We start from the raw sequence: 17,808 nt of genomic DNA on the forward strand, positions 1-17,808 counted from the left end.
CGAACTGAGGACGATCGTGCTTATTGCCGGGTTCCCCGCCGGGGCCTGGGGGACCAACTGTTACCTGGTCGCCCCCGCCGCCGGCGAGGAGTGCGTGATCATCGACCCGGGCCACCAGGCCGCCCAGGGGGTCGAGGAGACGCTCAGGAAGCATCGGCTCAAGCCCGTCGCCGTCGTGCTCACGCACGGCCACCTCGACCATGTCGCCTCCGTCGTACCCGTCTGCGGCGCCCATGACGTGCCGGCCTGGATCCACCCGGCCGACCGCTACATGATGAGCGACCCCGAGAAGGCCCTCGGCCGCTCCATCGGCATGCCGCTCATGGGCGAGCTGACCGTCGGGGAGCCCGACGACGTCAAGGAGCTGACCGACGGCGCCGCGCTCAGCCTCGCCGGCCTCGACTTCTCCGTCTCGCACGCACCGGGCCATACCAAGGGGTCGGTGACCTTCCGGATGCCCGAGTCCGCGGACGTTCCGTCCGTCTTCTTCTCGGGCGACCTGCTGTTCGCCGGCTCCATCGGACGCACGGACCTGCCCGGCGGCGACATGGACGAGATGCTCGAGTCGCTGGCCCGGGTGTGCCTGCCGCTCGACGACTCGACCGTGGTGCTGTCCGGCCACGGTCCCCAGACGACCATCGGCCGTGAGCGCGCCACCAACCCGTATCTGCGCGAGGTGGCGGCCGGCCTCGGGAGCACACAGCCCGCTCCCCGACGAGGAATGTGACGAGACCTTCCGTGAGTGTTTTCCAGGCCCCCAAAGGCACGTACGACCTGATCCCGCCGGACTCCGCGAAGTACCTCGCGGTGCGCGACGCGATCTCCGCCCCGCTGAAGAACTCCGGCTACGGCTACATCGAGACGCCCGGCTTCGAGAACGTGGAGCTGTTCGCGCGCGGTGTCGGCGAGTCCACCGACATCGTCACCAAGGAGATGTACGCCTTCGAGACCAAGGGCGGCGACCGGCTCGCCCTGCGCCCGGAAGGCACCGCTTCCGTGCTGCGCGCGGCCCTGGAGGCGAACCTCCACAAGGCCGGCAACCTGCCCGTGAAGCTCTGGTACTCGGGCTCGTACTACCGCTACGAGAAGCCGCAGAAGGGCCGCTACAGGCACTTCTCGCAGGTCGGCGCCGAGGCGATCGGAGCGGAGGACCCGGCGCTGGACGCCGAGCTGGTCATCCTGGCCGACCAGGCCTACCGCTCGCTCGGTCTGCGCGACTTCCGCATCCTGCTGAACTCGCTGGGCGACAAGGAGTGCCGCCCCGTGTACCGCGAGGCGCTCCAGGGCTTCCTGCGCGACCTCGACCTCGACGAGGACACCCGCCGCCGGGTGGAGATCAACCCGCTGCGGGTCCTCGACGACAAGCGCGCCGACGTGCAGAAGCAGCTGGTGGGCGCGCCGCTGCTGCGCGACTACCTGTGCGACGCGTGCAAGGCGTACCACGAGGAGGTGCGGGCGCTGCTGACGGCGGCCGGTGTCGCCTTCGAGGACGACGAGAAGCTGGTGCGCGGGCTCGACTACTACACGCGCACCACGTTCGAGTTCGTCCACGACGGTCTCGGCTCGCAGTCCGCGGTGGGCGGCGGCGGCCGATACGACGGCCTGTCCGAGATGATCGGCGGCCCGGCGCTGCCGTCCGTCGGCTGGGCGCTCGGCGTCGACCGCACGGTCCTCGCACTGGAGGCCGAGGGCGTCGAACTCGACCTGCCCGAGGCCACCAGTGTCTACGCGGTCCCGCTCGGCGAGGAGGCTCGCCGTGTGCTGTTCGGCGTGGTGACCGAGCTGCGCAAGGCCGGCGTCGCCGCCGACTTCAGCTACGGCGGCAAGGGCCTCAAGGGCGCCATGAAGAACGCCAACCGTTCCGGCGCCCGGTACGCCCTCGTCGCGGGCGAGCGCGATCTCTCCGAGGGCGTGGTCCAGCTCAAGGACATGGAGTCCGGCGAACAGCAGCCCGTCGCGCTGGACGGCGTGGTCGCCAGGCTGCGCGCCGAGCTCGGCTGACCGCGCGACGCGAAGGGGCCCGGGGCGTCAACTGCCGTGGGCCCCTTCGCCGTTGTGCCGGTCCGGGACCATCGCCCGGGGGCGTTCCTTATCCGGAGCGAACGGAGAGAACCGGGCGCGGTGCGGCAGAATGGCGGTGCCCAGCAGACCGGCGAACGATGGAACGGCGATATGACGACTGCAGCGGTTGACGGCGTGTCCTCCGGGACGGGGGACGACGAGCGCGGGCGTGTCGGTGCGGGGCGTGGGTTCGCGTGGATGCTGGTGATCACGGGTGCTGCGGGGCTGCTGGCGGCATGGGTGATCACGATCGACAAGTTCAAGCTGCTGGAGGACCCGGGGTTCACGCCGGGGTGCAGTCTGAATCCGGTGGTGTCGTGCGGGAACATCATGAAGAGCGAGCAGGCGGCGGTGTTCGGGTTCCCGAACCCGATGCTCGGTCTGGTCACGTACGCCATGGTGATCGCGATCGGCATGGCCCTGCTGGCGGGGGCCCGCTACCGCCGCTGGTACTGGCTGGGGCTGAACGCGGGGACGCTGTTCGGGGTCGGGTTCTGCACGTGGCTGATGCAGCAGTCGCTGTACGAGATCAACGCGCTGTGCCTGTGGTGCTGCCTGGCGTGGGTCGCCACGATCGTCATGTTCTGGTACGTGACCTCGCACAACGTGCGGAACGGGCTGCTGCCCGTGCCGGCCGGACTGCGGAGTTTCTTCGGCGAGTTCACGTGGGTGCTGCCGGTGCTGCACATCGGCATCATCGGGATGCTGGTGCTGACCCGCTGGTGGGACTTCTGGACCGGCTGACCGGCCAACCGGCGGTGTCAGTGCTCTGACATAGGCTTCACAACGTGGAGCCCGACCTGTTTACCGCCGCAGCCGAAGAACGCCAGGAGAAGGACCCGACCAGCAGCCCCCTGGCGGTCCGGATGCGCCCGCGCACCCTGGACGAGGTGGTCGGCCAGCAGCATCTTCTGAAGCCCGGATCACCGCTGCGCAGGCTCGTCGGCGAGGGCGGCTCCGGCCCGGCGGGCGCCTCCTCCGTGATCCTCTGGGGACCGCCCGGCACCGGCAAGACCACCCTCGCGTACGTCGTCTCCAAGGCGACCAACAAGCGCTTCGTCGAGCTGTCCGCCATCACCGCGGGCGTCAAGGAGGTCCGGGCGGTCATCGACGGCGCCCGCCGGGCCGCGGGCGGCTTCGGCAAGGAGACCGTCCTCTTCCTCGACGAGATCCACCGCTTCTCCAAGGCCCAGCAGGACTCCCTGCTCCCCGCCGTGGAGAACCGCTGGGTCACCCTGATCGCGGCCACCACGGAGAACCCGTACTTCTCCGTGATCTCCCCGCTGCTCTCCCGCTCCCTGCTGCTCACCCTGGAGCCGCTCACCGACGACGACATCGCCGCCCTGCTGGAGCGCGCGCTCACCGAGGAGCGCGGGCTCGGCGGCGCGCTCACCCTCCAGGAGGACGCGAGGGCGCACCTGCTGCGCATCGCGGGAGGCGACGCCCGGCGGGCCCTGACCGCCCTGGAGGCGGCGGCCGGCGCGGCCATCGACAAGGGCGAGGAGGAGATCACCCTCGAGACCGTCGAGGAGACCGTCGACCGCGCCGCCGTGAAGTACGACCGCGACGGGGACCAGCACTACGACGTCGCCAGCGCGCTGATCAAGTCGATCCGCGGTTCGGACGTGGACGCCGCGCTGCACTATCTGGCCCGCATGATCGAGGCGGGGGAGGACCCCCGGTTCATCGCCCGCCGGCTGATGATCTCGGCCAGCGAGGACATCGGTCTCGCCGACCCCACGGCTCTGCCGACCGCCGTGGCGGCCGCCCAGGCCGTCGCCATGATCGGCTTCCCCGAGGCCGCTCTCACCCTCAGCCACGCGACGATCGCCCTGGCACTCGCCCCGAAGTCGAACGCCGCCACGCTCGCCATCCAGGCCGCCCGGCAGGACATCCGCGACGGCCTCGCCGGCCCCGTCCCGCCGCACCTGCGCGACGGCCACTACAAGGGAGCCCAGAAGCTCGGCCACGCCCAGGGCTATGTCTATCCGCACGACGTCGCCGGAGGCATCGCCGCCCAGCAGTACGCGCCGGACGCGGTCCACGGCCGCCGGTACTACGAGCCCACGCGTTACGGAGCCGAGGCGCGGTACGCGGACGTGGTGGAGAAGGTGCGCGAGCGGCTGCGCGGGGACGCGAAGTAGCCCGCACCGTGCCTGTCAGTGCGCGGCGGCCCCGAAGAGCGTGTGCATCGCGCGCCGCAGTGCGGTGATGTCCCGCACGGGCTCCGGGAAGTCGAAGCGGGCGTCGAACGGCTGCTCCCCCGTGAACCGCACGCGCAGTCCGAAGCGGTCCATGGCCAGCGGCACCGCCTGCCGTCCTGGGCCCGTCGTGTCCGTGCCGCGCTCGCCGAGCAGTTCCGCGAGCGCCTGCACCTGGTCGAAGTGCGCGGCGTGCAGATGCTGGAGCAGTTCGGTCTCGTGGGCCACGAGCGGGTCGGCGGACGCCTGCGCCAGCTCCTCCGCCTCGACGGCGGACGCGCCCCACAGGTCGTCGACGCTCGCCTCGCCCACCTCCAGGCGCAGCATCATGGCGCCGGGCTCGGCCGCCAGGCCGGGCGCGCAGGTCAGCCAGCCGGAGACCAAGGCGCGGCCGCGGATACGGTTGGGCACGGCGACCGGCGCGACGTCGATGATCTCCAGCACGGCCGAGAGCTCGTCGTCCTGCGCGTGGGTCGCGGCCCGGACGACGGGGGAGTCCGCCGGGAAGAGGAGGAACACCTCCCCGTCCGAGCCGAACGTCCTGGCCTGCGGGCTCAGCTGGTCGGGCCGGGCCCCCTCCACTCCGGGAACGAGCAGCACCGCCGAGCATGTACTCTGTACGAGAGTTCGTGTGCGCTCGGCTGCTGACGGCATCCGAGTGATTTCAAGCCCGCTGGGACGCGGCTGACCATGAGCTGATCGGACCTCCGTCACCTCGACGCTCGACGAAGCGTCGGCGTTCTTCGTGCTGTCCGTGATGCGCTTGGTGTTCCCAGGGCGAGACATGCGATCTCCTTGAGTAAGGTGAGCCTAACCTAACCTACAACGGAGGTCTGGAGAACGTGCCTAACCAGTCGCGTCCCAAGGTCAAGAAGTCCCGTGCGCTCGGTATCGCGCTGACGCCGAAGGCCGTCAAGTACTTCGAGGCCCGCCCCTACCCGCCGGGCGAGCACGGCCGTGGCCGCAAGCAGAACTCGGACTACAAGGTCCGTCTGCTCGAGAAGCAGCGTTTGCGCGCCCAGTACGACATCAGCGAGCGCCAGATGGCGCGCGCCTACGACCGCGCCAAGAAGGCCGAGGGCAAGACCGGTGACGCGCTCGTCATCGAGCTCGAGCGCCGCCTCGACGCCCTGGTCCTGCGTTCGGGCATCGCCCGCACCATCTACCAGGCCCGTCAGATGGTCGTCCACGGCCACATCGAGGTCAACGGCGGCAAGGTCGACAAGCCGTCCTTCCGTGTCCGTCCCGACGACGTCGTGATGGTCCGCGAGCGCTCCCGCGACAAGGCCCTGTTCCAGGTCGCTCGCGAGGGTGGCTTCGCCGCCGACGGTGAGACCCCGCGCTACCTGCAGGTCAACCTGAAGGCCCTGGCGTTCCGCCTGGACCGTGACCCGCAGCGCAAGGAGGTCCCGGTCATCTGCGACGAGCAGCTGGTCGTCGAGTACTACGCCCGCTGATCCTGGGGTCCTCCCAGCGGCAGCCGGCGGAGTAGCTCCCCGCGCCTCAGCCCGCCGCTTCCCCGCCGTTTCCGGTGGGGGAGCCGGCGGGCTTTCGCGTGTGCGGGGCCGCGGGCCGCATCGCGCTGCCGCACCGGGAACGGCCGCACGTCCTTGCGTCGGCCGACTGCGGGCAGACCGCTCCGAGGGGGCATCCGGTCGCCGGGGGAGGAGCCGGGGCGAGAGGATCGTCGCATGGGGCACGCAGCGCACTGAGCCGTAAGCGCTCCGTACAATCGGATCCTCATGGCCGCCCCTTGCCGACCGCTAATGCGGTATGGGGTGCCACCCGGGGCGCGATAGGGTCGGGATACGACTTTTCAGGTGCCAGACGACAGCAGAGAGCGGTGCGCAGTGACCGGTGGAGAGGTTGCCGGGATTCTGGTGGCCGTCTTCTGGGCGATCTTGGTCTCCTTCCTGGCCGTGGTGCTGGTGAGGCTGGCGCAGACGCTCAGAGCGACCACCAGACTCGTGGCGGACGTGACCGAACAGGCGGTGCCCCTGCTGGCGGACGCCTCCGCGACCGTGCGCGCCGCGCAGACCCAGCTCGACCGGGTGGACGCCATCGCGAGCGACGTCCAGGAGGTCACCTCCAACGCCTCGGCGCTCTCCACGACCGTCGCGTCGACGTTCGGCGGACCGCTCGTCAAGGTCGCCGCCTTCGGGTACGGCGTACGGCAGGCGCTCAGCCGCAGAGGCGACGACGCCCCGGCACCGGAGACGAGGCGCACCGTGATCGTCGGCCGGTCCGTGCCGCCCGCACGACGCAAGAAGCGGAAGGGCTGAGGCGCCATGTTCCGCCGCACGTTCTGGTTCACCGCGGGCGCCGCGGCCGGCGTCTGGGCCACCACCAAGGTCAACCGCAAGCTCAAGCAGCTGACCCCCGAGAGCCTCGCCGCCCAGGCGGCCGACAAGGCGATCGACGCGGGCCACCGCCTCAAGGACATCGCCGTCGACATCCGCGCGCAGATGCTCCAGCGCGAGGCCGAACTGGGCGAGGTCCTGGGACTGAACGCGGCACCCGGCGGTGAACTCCCCGCAGCCGGGCGCCGGGCCGCGATCGAGCCCGACCGGCCGGCACCGATCACGTACCTGCACAGCAGGACCAAAGACTCGTACCGCACGAACAAGGACACCACCGAAGCCTCGGGCCCCGAGACTTCGTACAACCGGAATGAGGACCACTGATGGAGTCGGCTGAAATCCGCCGCCGCTGGCTGAGCTTCTTCGAGGAGCGCGGGCACACCGTCGTCCCTTCGGCGTCGCTCATCGCGGACGACCCGACTCTGCTGCTGGTCCCCGCGGGCATGGTCCCCTTCAAGCCGTACTTCCTCGGCGAGGTCAAGCCGCCCGCTCCCCGTGTCACCAGCGTGCAGAAGTGCGTGCGCACGCCGGACATCGAAGAGGTCGGCAAGACGACCCGGCACGGCACGTTCTTCCAGATGTGCGGCAACTTCTCCTTCGGCGACTACTTCAAGGAAGGCGCCATCAAGCTCGCCTGGGAGCTGCTCACCAGCCCCCAGGACAAGGGCGGTTACGGCCTGGAGCCTTCGAGGCTCTGGATCACGGTCTACCTGGACGACGACGAGGCCGAGCAGATCTGGCGCGATGTCATCGGCGTGCCCGCCGAGCGCATCCAGCGCCTCGGCAAGAAGGACAACTTCTGGTCCATGGGCGTCCCCGGCCCCTGCGGACCGTGCTCCGAGATCAACTACGACCGCGGTCCGGAGTTCGGCGAGGAGGGCGGCCCGGCCGTCAACGACGAGCGCTACGTGGAGATCTGGAACCTGGTCTTCATGCAGTACGAGCGCGGCGCCGGCGAGGGCAAGGAGGACTTCCCGATCCTCGGCGACCTGCCGTCGAAGAACATCGACACCGGCCTCGGCCTCGAGCGTCTCGCCATGATCCTGCAGGACGTGCAGAACATGTACGAGACCGACACCCTGCGCGTCGTCATGGACAGGGCCACCGAGCTGACCGGCGTCCGCTACGGCGCCGACCACGGCTCCGACGTCTCCCTGCGCGTGGTCGCCGACCACATCCGTACGTCCACGATGCTCATCGGCGACGGTGTCACCCCCGGCAACGAGGGCCGCGGCTACGTGCTGCGCCGCATCATGCGCCGCGCCATCCGCAACATGCGGCTGATGGGCGCCACCGGCCCGGTCGTCAAGGACCTGGTCGACGTCGTCATCGAGACGATGGGGCAGCAGTACCCGGAGCTGATCACCGACCGCAAGCGCATCGAGACGGTCGCCATCGCCGAGGAGGCCGCCTTCCTCAAGGCCCTCAAGGGTGGCACCAACATCCTCGACACCGCCGTCACGGAGACCAAGGCCGCCGGCGGCACCGTGCTCCCCGGCGACAAGGCGTTCCTGCTCCACGACACGTGGGGCTTCCCCATCGACCTCACCCTCGAGATGGCCGCCGAGCAGGGCCTGAGCGTGGACGAGGACGGCTTCCGCCGTCTGATGAAGGAGCAGCGGGACCGGGCCAAGGCCGATGCCAAGGCCAAGAAGTCCGGCCACGCCGACCTGTCCGCCTACCGCCAGGTCGCCGACAACTCCGGAACCACCGAGTTCACCGGCTACAGCTCCACCGAGGGCGAGTCGACCGTCGTCGGTCTGCTCGTCGACGGCGTCTCCTCGCCGGCCGCCTCCGAGGGCGACGAGGTCGAGGTCGTCCTCGACCGCACCCCCTTCTACGCCGAGGGCGGTGGCCAGCTCGCCGACCAGGGCCGGATCAGGATCGACACGGGCGCCGTCATCGAGGTCCGCGACGTCCAGCAGCCCGTCCCGGGCGTCAGCGTCCACAAGGGTGTCGTCCAGGTCGGCGAGGTCACCGTCGGCGCCTCGGCCCACGCCGCCATCGACGTACGCCGCCGCCGGGCCATCGCCCGCGCCCACAGCGCCACGCACCTGACCCACCAGGCCCTGCGCGACGCCCTCGGCCCGACGGCCGCCCAGGCCGGCTCGGAGAACTCCCCGGGCCGCTTCCGCTTCGACTTCGGCTCGCCGAACGCCGTCCCCGGCACGGTGCTCACCGACGTCGAGCAGAAGATCAACGAGGTCCTCGCCCGCGAGCTCGACGTGCACGCCGAGGTCATGAGCATCGACGAGGCCAAGAAGCAGGGGGCCATCGCCGAGTTCGGCGAGAAGTACGGCGAGCGCGTTCGCGTCGTGACCATCGGCGACTTCTCCAAGGAGCTGTGCGGCGGTACGCACGTCCACAACACCGCCCAGCTGGGCCTGGTGAAGCTGCTCGGCGAGTCCTCCATCGGCTCCGGTGTGCGCCGTGTCGAGGCCCTCGTCGGTGTGGACGCGTACAACTTCCTCGCCAAGGAGCACACGGTCGTCGCCCAGCTCCAGGAGCTCGTCAAGGGCCGCTCCGAGGAGCTGCCGGAGAAGATCGCCTCCATGCTCGGCAAGCTGAAGGACGCCGAGAAGGAGATCGAGAAGTTCCGTGCGGAGAAGGTGCTCGGCGCCGCCGCCGGTCTCGCCGAGGGCGCCAAGGACGTCCGCGGCGTCGCCCTGGTGACCGGCACGGTCCCCGACGGCACCTCCGCCGACGACCTGCGCAAGCTGGTCCTCGACGTCCGCGGCCGCATCCCCGGTGACCGCCCGGCCGTCGTCGCCGTGTTCACCACGGCCAACGGCCGTCCGCTCACCGTCATCGCCACCAACGAGGCCGCCCGCGAGCGCGGCCTCAAGGCCGGCGACCTGGTCCGCACGGCCGCCAAGACGCTGGGCGGCGGCGGAGGCGGCAAGCCGGACGTCGCCCAGGGCGGCGGCCAGAACCCGGACGCCATCGGCGACGCCGTCGCCGCCGTCGAGCGTCTCGTCGCCGAGACGGCCTGATGACCATGCGCAGAGGACGTCGTCTCGCGATCGACGTCGGGGACGCCCGGATCGGGGTCGCCTCGTGCGACCCCGACGGGCTCCTCGCCACGCCGGTGGAGACCGTGCCGGGACGCGACATCCCGGCCGCCCACCGGCGGCTGCGTCAACTCGTGGAGGAGTACGAGCCGATCGAGGTCGTCGTCGGCCTGCCCCGCTCGCTCAGCGGCGGTGAGGGACCGGCGGCGAAGAAGGTCCGCAGCTTCGCACAGACACTCGCCCAGGGCATCAAGCCGGTCCCAGTACGACTGGTGGACGAGAGGATGACCACAGTGACGGCCACCCAGGGCCTGCGCGCTTCGGGTGTGAAGTCCAAAAAGGGCAGGTCCGTCATCGACCAGGCTGCCGCTGTGGTGATCCTCCAGAACGCTCTGGAGTCCGAACGGGTGTCCGGCATTGCTCCGGGAGAGGGCATCGAAGTGGTTGTCTGATCGCGATACGGTAACGTTCCGCGCGATGCGGCGTGTTCGAACAGCCGCCGCACCCAAGAGAGGCGGATCGTGTCGCGCCGTCTCGCGGCCCTAGGGGATCGATGACTGAGTATGGCCGGGGCCCCGGCTCCGAACCGTGGCATCCCGAGGACCCCTTGTACGGGGACCAGGAATGGGGAGGCCAGGCGGCCGCGGCCGGCCACGCTCCGTACGGCGGCCAGACGCAGCAGCAGTACCCCCAGGCGCAGCAGGACACGTACCAGCAGCAGTACGGCAGGCAGCAGGACACATACCAGCAGCAGTACGGCACGCAGCACGACGCGTACCAGCAGCAGCACGACGCGTACCAGCATCAGCAGGCGCACGACCCCTACCAGCAGCCGTACGACGGCGGCTGGGACACCGGGCAGCAGACGGCCATGCCCTACGGCGCCGATCAGGCGGGCGGCCACGGGGGCCATCCCGCCGGCTACGGCCGTGCCCAGGAGGCCGACTACTACGGCAGGTCCGAGGCGTATCCCCCGCCGCAGCCCCCCGGCCGCCGGCAGCCGGAGCCCGAACCGGCCACCGACTGGGACAACGAGGTGGCGCAGGAGGAGACCCACCCCTTCTTCACCGGTGACGACGGGCGCGGTGACGACGGCGACGACGGACGCGACGAGGAGCCGCGCGGCGGGGGCCGCGACCGGCGCGGCAAGGGCAAGAAGAAGAGCCGCAACGGCCTGGCCTGCCTGGTGGTCGCGGCGGTCCTCGTCGGCGGCCTCGGCGGCGTCGGCTACCTCGGATACCAGTTCTGGCAGGACCAGTTCGGCGCGGCCGAGGACTATGCGGGCGACGGCAGCGGATCGGTCCAGGTGGAGATCCCGAAGGGCGCCGGCGGCTACGAGATCGGCAAGATCCTCAAGGAGTCCGGCGTCGTCAAGAGCGTGGACGCCTTCGTCTCCGCCCAGGAGAAGAACCCGAAGGGCAACACGATCCAGGACGGCGTGTACGTCCTGAAGAAGGAGATGTCGGCGGCGAGCGCCGTGGAGCTCATGCTGAGCCCCGCCAGCCGCAACAACCTGATCATTGCCGAGGGCAGGCGCAACGTCCAGGTCTACGCGGACATAGACAAGCGCCTCGAACTGAAGCCGGGCACCACGCAGGACATCGCCGAGAAGGAGGCCGATAACCTGGGCCTCCCGGACTGGGCCAGGAACCACCCGGACGTCAAGGACCCGCTCGAAGGCTTCCTCTTCCCGGCCAGCTATCCGGTCGCCAAGGGCGCCAAGCCGGAGGCGGTCCTCAAGAAGATGGTCGCCCGTGCCAACCAGGAGTACGAGAAGGCCGGCCTGGAGGCGAAGGCCAAGGGCCTCGGTCTCAAGAACCCCTGGGAACTGCTCACGCTCGCCAGCCTGGTCCAGGTCGAGGGCAAGACGCACGACGACTTCCGCAAGATGTCCGAGGTCGTCTACAACCGCCTCAAGCCGACCAACACCGAGACGAACCAACTGCTGCAGTTCGACTCGGCGTTCAATTACCTCAAGGGTCAGAGCAAGATTGACATCTCTGAGGACGAGATCAACAGTAACCAGGACCCTTACAACACGTACACCCAGAAGGGCCTGACGCCCGGGCCGATCAGCAACCCGGGCAACGAGGCGATCGCGGCCGCCCTCAACCCGACGAGTGACGGCTGGATGTACTTCGTCGCCACGGACGGCATGAGCAAGACGGAGTTCGCCAAGACGCACGACGACTTCCTGAAGCTGAAGGACAAGTTCAATGACAGCTAGGCCCGGGGCTCGCCGGGCGGCCGTCCTCGGGTCGCCCATCGCGCACTCCCTGTCCCCGGTGCTGCACCGCGCCGCCTACGCCGAACTCGGCCTCGACGACTGGTCCTACGACCGGTTCGAGGTCGACGAGGCGGCGCTGCCGGCGTTCGTGGAGGGGCTGGACGCCTCCTGGGCGGGTCTGTCGCTGACCATGCCGCTGAAGCGGGCGATCATCCCGCTGCTCGACGGCGTCAGCGACACCGCCGCCTCGGTGGAGGCCGTCAACACGGTCGTGTTCACCGGCGACGGCCGTCGCCTCGGCGACAACACCGACATCCCCGGAATGGTCGCCGCACTGGGGGAACGCGGTGTGGAGAAGGTCGAGTCCGCCGCCGTCCTCGGCGCCGGCGCCACCGCCTCCTCCGCGCTCGCCGCGCTCGCGCAGATCTGTGCCGGGCCGGTCACGGCGTACGTGCGCAGCACGGCCCGTGCCGACGAGATGCGCGGCTGGGGCGAGCGGCTCGGCGTCGACGTCCGCGTCGCCGACTGGTCCGCCGCCGCCGAGGCGCTGAGCGCTCCGCTGGTCATCGCCACGACCCCCGCCGGCACGACCGACGCCCTCGCGGCCGAGGTGCCGGAGCGGCCGGGCACGCTGTTCGACGTGCTGTACGAGCCGTGGCCCACGGCGCTCGCGGCCGCGTGGTCCGGCAGGGGAGGCGCGGTGGTCGGCGGCCTCGACCTTCTGGTGCACCAGGCGGTGCTCCAGGTCGAGCAGATGACGGGCCGCTCGCCTGCGCCGCTGCGGGCGATGCGTATCGCTGGTGAACGCGCGCTCGGAGCCCGCTAGTATCTGCGCGTTCGATCAGGAGCACGTCAACAGCACAGGGGGAGCCCGGCCATGGAAACCGGTCAGCCGCAGGCGTCGATCGCCAGGAACATCTTCGAAGGCATCGTCCAGTTCCTGCCCGACTGGCTGCAGATCCCGATTCTGTGCCTGATCATCCTGCTGGTCGTCCTCGCCTGGGTGTCCTCGGTCCGCAGCAAGATCGCGCGGCGCCGTGCGGCGCGCAACCCGCAGCCCGTACCCACGGCCCCCGGCAGCCAGGGCAGCGGCGCGGACCACCTCGGTCAGTACGCCCCGGCGCAGCAGGCCCCGCAGGCACCTCCGCAGCAGCCCAGCGGCGCGGACTACCTCGGGTCGTACGCGCCGCAGCAGCGCCGCGACGGCGACTGACGACCCGCTGCCGGCTGTCCACGGGCGTCCGCCAGGTGGACCGGTGGCCGGGAGCCGGACGCGGACGTGGGAGGATCGAGGGAGGCGGGCCAGGGCCGCGCCTCCCCGGCCCCTGCCGGGAGGTTTCCCCAGGCCGCGCCGTCGCAGTTCCACGCGCGAGCATGAGGAGCACCGTTGAGCAGGTTGCGTTGGCTGACCGCGGGCGAGTCGCACGGACCCGCACTGGTGGCGACGCTGGAGGGTCTTCCCGCCGGTGTGCCGATCACCACCGAGATGGTGGCGGACCACCTCGCCAGGCGGCGCCTCGGCTATGGGCGCGGTGCCCGGATGAAGTTCGAGCGCGACGAGGTGACCTTCCTCGGCGGCGTCCGGCACGGTCTCACCATGGGCTCCCCGGTGGCGGTCATGGTCGGCAACACCGAGTGGCCGAAGTGGGAGAAGGTCATGGCGGCCGACCCCGTCGACCCCGACGAGCTCGCCCAGCTGGCGCGCAACGCGCCGCTGACCCGTCCCCGCCCCGGCCACGCCGACCTCGCCGGCATGCAGAAGTACGCGCTGGAGGAGGCCCGGCCGATCCTGGAGCGGGCGAGCGCCCGTGAGACCGCGGCGCGCGTCGCGCTCGGCGCGGTGGCCCGTTCGTACCTCAAGGAGACGACGGGCATCGAGATCGTCTCCCACGTCGTCGAGCTCGCCTCGGCCAAGGCGCCGTACGGCGTCGTCCCGGTGCCCGCCGACGAGGAGCGCCTGGACGCCGACCCCGTCCGCTGCCTGGACGCCGACGCGAGCAAGGCGATGGTCGCGGAGATCGACCAGGCCCACAAGGACGGCGACACCCTCGGTGGCGTCGTCGAGGTCCTCGCGTACGGCGTGCCCGTCGGGCTCGGCTCGCACGTCCACTGGGACCGCCGCCTCGACGCCCGGCTCGCCGCCGCGCTCATGGGCATCCAGGCCATCAAGGGCGTCGAGGTCGGCGACGGCTTCGAGCTCGCCCGGGTGCCCGGCTCCCAGGCGCACGACGAGATCGTGCCCGGCGAGGACGGCATCCGCCGCAGCTCCGGCCGTTCCGGCGGCACGGAGGGCGGCATGTCGACCGGCGAGCTGCTGCGCGTCCGGGCCGCGATGAAGCCGATCGCGACCGTGCCGCGCGCCCTCAGGACGGTGGACGTCACCACGGGCGAGCCGGCCGCCGCGCACCACCAGCGGTCCGACGTGTGCGCCGTGCCCGCCGCCGGCATCGTCGCCGAGGCCATGGTCGCGCTGGTCCTCGCGGACGCCGTCGCCGAGAAGTTCGGCGGCGACAGCGTCGGCGAGACCCGCCGCAACGTGCAGTCGTACCTCGACAACCTCCACATCCGGTGAGCGCCCCACTGATCGTCCTCGTCGGGCCGATGGGCTCGGGCAAGTCCACGGTCGGTGAGCTGCTGGCCGGGCTCCTCGATGTCGAGTTCCGGGACACCGACGCCGACATCGTGGCCGCGCAGGGCCGGGAGATCGCGGACATCTTCGTCGACGAGGGGGAGGCGTACTTCCGGGAGCTGGAGAGCGCGGCCGTCCGCGCCGCGCTCGCCGAGCACACCGGCGTCCTCTCCCTCGGCGGCGGCGCGATCCTCGACGAGGGCACCCGGGAGCTGCTGGCCGGACTGCCCGTCGCCTATCTGTCGATGGACGTCGACGAAGCGGTGCGGCGCGTCGGGCTCAACACCGCCCGTCCGCTGCTCGCCGTCAACCCGCGGCGCCGCTGGCGCGAACTCATGGACGAACGCCGCCACTTGTACACCGAAGTGGCCCGCGTTGTCGTCGCGACGGACGACCGCACACCTGACGAGGTCGCCCGCGCGGTCCTCGACGCACTGGAGCTGAAGACGGTAATTCCGGGTGACGACACCCCGGACCCCCGGCAGGAGACTGCATCTTCCGGGGGACAACCCCCGGACCCCCGGCAGGAGAAGAAGTGACTGACCAGGCAGTGACGCGTATCCAGGTCGGCGGCACGGCCGGCACCGACCCGTACGAGGTGCTGGTCGGCCGGCAGCTCCTCGGCGAGCTGGGCGGGCTGATCGGGCCCAAGGCACAGCGCGTGGCCGTCATCCACCCCGAGGCGCTCGCCGAGACCGGTGAGGCACTGCGCGCGGACCTCGCCGACCAGGGCTACGAGGCCGTCGCCATCCAGGTGCCCAACGCGGAGGAGGCCAAGACCGCCGAGGTCGCCGCCTACTGCTGGAAGGCGCTCGGACAGACCGGCTTCACCCGCACCGACGTGATCGTCGGCGTCGGCGGCGGTGCCACGACCGACCTCGCGGGGTTCGTCGCGGCCAGCTGGCTGCGCGGCGTGCGCTGGATCGCCGTGCCCACGACCGTGCTCGCCATGGTGGACGCGGCCGTCGGCGGCAAGACCGGCATCAACACCGCCGAGGGCAAGAACCTCGTCGGCGCCTTCCACCCGCCGGCGGGCGTGCTCTGCGACCTGGCCGCGCTCGACTCGCTGCCGGTCAACGACTACGTGAGCGGCATGGCCGAGATCATCAAGGCCGGTTTCATCGCCGACCCGGTGATCCTCGACCTCATCGAGGCCGACCCCGAGGGCGCGCGGACGCCGGAGGGCCCGCACACGCACGAGCTGATCGTCCGCTCCATCCAGGTCAAGGCGGACGTCGTCTCGTCCGACCTCAAGGAATCCGGCCTGCGCGAGATCCTCAACTACGGCCACACGCTCGCCCACGCGATCGAGAAGAACGAGCGCTACAAGTGGCGCCACGGCGCGGCCGTGTCGGTCGGCATGGTCTTCGCCGCCGAACTGGGCCGCCTCGCCGGGCGGCTGGACGACGCCACCGCCGACCGGCACCGCGCCGTCCTCGAGTCCGTCGGGCTCCCGCTGACCTACCGCGGCGACCAGTGGCCCAAGCTGCTGGAGACCATGAAGGTCGACAAGAAGTCCCGCGGCAACCTGCTGCGTTTCATCGTTCTCGACGGCCTCGGCAAGCCGACGGTCCTCGAGGGCCCCGACCCGGCGGTGCTGCTCGCCGCGTACGGGGAGGTCTCCGCATGAGCCGCCGGACGCTGGTGCTCAACGGCCCCAATCTCGGCCGCCTGGGCTCCCGCGAGCCGGACGTGTACGGCGCGACGTCGTACGCCGGGCTCGTGGAGACGTGTCAGGCGCTCGGCAAGGAACTCGGTCTCGACGTCGAGGTCCGGGAGACCAACGACGAGGGCGAGATGATCCGCTGGCTCCACGAGGCGGCCGACGGATCGATTCCGGTCGTTCTCAACCCCGGCGCCTTCACGCACTATTCGTACGGGATGCGTGACGCGGCGGCCCAGCGGACCGCGCCGCTGATCGAGGTGCACATCTCCAACCCGTACACCCGCGAGGCCTTCCGGCACACGTCCGTGGTCGCCTCGGTCGCCAGCGGCACCATCGCGGGCTTCGGCATCGGCTCCTACCGGCTCGCGCTGCGCGCGCTGGCCGACGAACTGGACGGCTGACGCCGGGACCCGGGCACTTCTCGCCGCCCCCGGCCGTTGTGGCGACAGCGGCCGGGGGCGGTCGCACATCCGAACGGCTCCGGGAGGGTACCGTTCGGTGGATCAGCGTCAGTCGCACGAGACGGAGTGGCACCGGATGCAGCACGCAGTGGGGGCTCCGCTGCCGCCTCACCACCGCCCGGGGCAGGGTCCGGCCGCATGGACACCCAGCGCCCACCACCCGGGTCCGGTTCCCGGCCCTCCCGGCGGGCCGCCGCCTCCACCGCCCCCGCCTCCTCCGATGTCCGGCCCCGCGCAGCCGGGGTGGCCCGCCGCGCCGCAGCACCCGTCCGCGCCGCCGTCCCGTGAGACGACGGGCCACGTCCAACTGCCGCCAGGGCAGCCCGTTCCGATACCCGACCCGCCTCCGGCGGACATCGGCACGGGGACGGCCATGCTCGCCGTGCTGCTGATCGGCCCCGCCGGCGCGGGCAAGACGACGGTGGCCCGCCACTGGGCGAGGCACCGCCGTGTGCCCACGGCGCACATCAGCCTCGACGACGTCCGCGAGTGGGTCTGCTCCGGGTTCGCCGACCCCCAGGACGGCTGGAACGACAACTCCGAGGCTCAGTACCGCCTCGCCCGCCGCACCTGCGGCTTCGCCGCGCGCAATTTCCTGGCCAACGGGATCTCCTGCATCCTCGACGACGCGGTCTTCCCCGACCGCCCGGTCGTGGGCCTCGGCGGCTGGAAGCGCCATGTGGGCCCCGGCCTTCTGCCGGTGGTGCTGCTGCCGGGCCTGGAGATCGTCCTCGAACGGAACGCGGAGCGCACGGGCAACCGCCGTCTCTCGGACGAGGAGGTCGCGGGCATCCACGGCCGGATGGCGGGCTGGTACGGCTCGGGCCTGCCGATCATCGACAACTCGAAGTACGACGTGGAAACGACGTCCCGCGTACTGGACGACGTCCTGGCCCGCGCGATCGCCAGCCCCCCGACCTGGTAGCCCCCTCGGGCTCCGCCCCTGCCCGCGCCCTGTCGGGGCTTGGTTCGGCGCGCTCGCGGGCTTGAGGCTCGGCGGGTTGCGCTCCTGCCCGAGCTACGCCCCCGTCGGGGCTCTGCCTCGAACCCCGCGCCTCCATCGCCGGCGGGGCTGGATGGTGCCCTGCGCAGCGGGACCGCCCATGGCCGCCAGGCCGTCGGGAGCCCCGGTTTCGGGAAGGGGCGGGGTGGGGAGGCGCCCCGTGCAGCGGCTGTGTCCGCGGCCGCCAGG

The 17,808-nt window shown here is 71.1% G+C and carries 18 protein-coding genes; 17 read left to right on the forward strand and 1 reads right to left on the reverse strand.

Annotated elements, in window-relative coordinates; translation table 11 throughout:
• Positions 1-16 precede the first annotated feature (16 nt).
• The 4 genes from QFZ82_RS31910 (at position 17) to QFZ82_RS31925 (ending at position 4,205) form a co-directional block, all read left to right on the forward strand.
• Positions 17-727 carry an MBL fold metallo-hydrolase gene (locus tag QFZ82_RS31910; protein ID WP_307716430.1) on the forward strand — a complete coding sequence of 237 codons (711 nt, stop codon included), beginning with the start codon at positions 17-19 and terminating at the stop codon, positions 725-727.
• Positions 728-738: 11 nt separating this feature from the next.
• Positions 739-2,001, forward strand: a complete 1,263-nt coding sequence (gene hisS, locus QFZ82_RS31915; RefSeq protein WP_307716431.1) for a histidine--tRNA ligase — start codon at positions 739-741, stop codon at positions 1,999-2,001.
• Positions 2,002-2,172: 171 nt separating this feature from the next.
• Complete coding sequence (locus tag QFZ82_RS31920; RefSeq protein WP_307716432.1) at positions 2,173-2,805, forward strand: vitamin K epoxide reductase family protein; 633 nt, start codon at positions 2,173-2,175, stop codon at positions 2,803-2,805.
• Between the two features lie 44 nt (positions 2,806-2,849).
• Positions 2,850-4,205, forward strand: a complete 1,356-nt coding sequence (locus tag QFZ82_RS31925) for a replication-associated recombination protein A (RefSeq protein ID WP_307716433.1) — start codon at positions 2,850-2,852, stop codon at positions 4,203-4,205.
• A 15-nt stretch (positions 4,206-4,220) separates the two neighbouring features.
• On the opposite strand, the gene QFZ82_RS31930 is transcribed toward QFZ82_RS31925, so the two are convergent.
• The gene (locus QFZ82_RS31930; RefSeq protein WP_307716434.1) at positions 4,221-4,916 is read right to left on the reverse strand and encodes a DUF2470 domain-containing protein; all 696 of its coding nucleotides are present in this window, start codon (positions 4,914-4,916) and stop codon (positions 4,221-4,223) included.
• Positions 4,917-5,104: 188 nt separating this feature from the next.
• Between QFZ82_RS31930 and rpsD the strand changes: the two genes are divergently transcribed.
• From rpsD to QFZ82_RS31995, 13 genes are all read left to right on the forward strand, one after another.
• Entirely contained in the window at positions 5,105-5,719 is a 615-nt protein-coding gene (gene rpsD / locus QFZ82_RS31935; protein WP_307716435.1) for a 30S ribosomal protein S4, read from the forward strand.
• A gap of 393 nt (positions 5,720-6,112) precedes the next feature.
• Complete coding sequence (locus QFZ82_RS31940) at positions 6,113-6,544, forward strand: DUF948 domain-containing protein (protein ID WP_307717907.1); 432 nt, start codon at positions 6,113-6,115, stop codon at positions 6,542-6,544.
• A gap of 6 nt (positions 6,545-6,550) precedes the next feature.
• Positions 6,551-6,946: a hypothetical protein gene (locus QFZ82_RS31945; protein WP_307716436.1), complete on the forward strand. Its 396-nt coding sequence runs from the start codon at positions 6,551-6,553 to the stop codon at positions 6,944-6,946.
• Positions 6,946-9,615, forward strand: a complete 2,670-nt coding sequence (gene alaS / locus QFZ82_RS31950; protein WP_307716437.1) for an alanine--tRNA ligase — start codon at positions 6,946-6,948, stop codon at positions 9,613-9,615. Before QFZ82_RS31945 ends, alaS begins: the two co-directional genes overlap by 1 nt.
• Complete coding sequence (ruvX, locus tag QFZ82_RS31955; protein WP_307716438.1) at positions 9,615-10,085, forward strand: Holliday junction resolvase RuvX; 471 nt, start codon at positions 9,615-9,617, stop codon at positions 10,083-10,085. Before alaS ends, ruvX begins: the two co-directional genes overlap by 1 nt.
• A gap of 101 nt (positions 10,086-10,186) precedes the next feature.
• Entirely contained in the window at positions 10,187-11,860 is a 1,674-nt protein-coding gene (gene mltG / locus QFZ82_RS31960; protein ID WP_307716439.1) for an endolytic transglycosylase MltG, read from the forward strand.
• On the forward strand, positions 11,850-12,686 hold the full coding sequence (locus QFZ82_RS31965) for a shikimate dehydrogenase (RefSeq protein WP_307716440.1): 837 nt from the start codon (positions 11,850-11,852) through the stop codon (positions 12,684-12,686). The genes mltG and QFZ82_RS31965 overlap by 11 nt, the downstream gene beginning before the upstream one ends.
• A 51-nt stretch (positions 12,687-12,737) precedes the next feature.
• Positions 12,738-13,073, forward strand: coding sequence for a hypothetical protein (locus QFZ82_RS31970; protein ID WP_307716441.1), 336 nt, complete (start codon positions 12,738-12,740; stop codon positions 13,071-13,073).
• A gap of 174 nt (positions 13,074-13,247) precedes the next feature.
• A complete protein-coding gene (aroC, locus tag QFZ82_RS31975; protein WP_307716442.1) occupies positions 13,248-14,432 on the forward strand; it encodes a chorismate synthase in 1,185 nt (394 codons plus the stop codon).
• 29 nt (positions 14,433-14,461) lie between these two features.
• On the forward strand, positions 14,462-15,028 hold the full coding sequence (locus tag QFZ82_RS31980; RefSeq protein WP_307717908.1) for a shikimate kinase: 567 nt from the start codon (positions 14,462-14,464) through the stop codon (positions 15,026-15,028).
• Complete coding sequence (aroB, locus tag QFZ82_RS31985) at positions 15,025-16,119, forward strand: 3-dehydroquinate synthase (RefSeq protein ID WP_307716443.1); 1,095 nt, start codon at positions 15,025-15,027, stop codon at positions 16,117-16,119. The genes QFZ82_RS31980 and aroB overlap by 4 nt, the downstream gene beginning before the upstream one ends.
• On the forward strand, positions 16,116-16,556 hold the full coding sequence (gene aroQ, locus QFZ82_RS31990; protein WP_177153193.1) for a type II 3-dehydroquinate dehydratase: 441 nt from the start codon (positions 16,116-16,118) through the stop codon (positions 16,554-16,556). The genes aroB and aroQ overlap by 4 nt, the downstream gene beginning before the upstream one ends.
• A gap of 136 nt (positions 16,557-16,692) precedes the next feature.
• The gene (locus QFZ82_RS31995) at positions 16,693-17,541 is read left to right on the forward strand and encodes a Pro-rich N-terminal domain-containing protein (protein ID WP_307716444.1); all 849 of its coding nucleotides are present in this window, start codon (positions 16,693-16,695) and stop codon (positions 17,539-17,541) included.
• The last annotated feature ends 267 nt before the right edge of the window (positions 17,542-17,808 follow it).

This window comes from Streptomyces sp. V4I23, assembly GCF_030817975.1.
Taxonomy (GTDB): Bacteria; Actinomycetota; Actinomycetes; order Streptomycetales; family Streptomycetaceae; genus Streptomyces.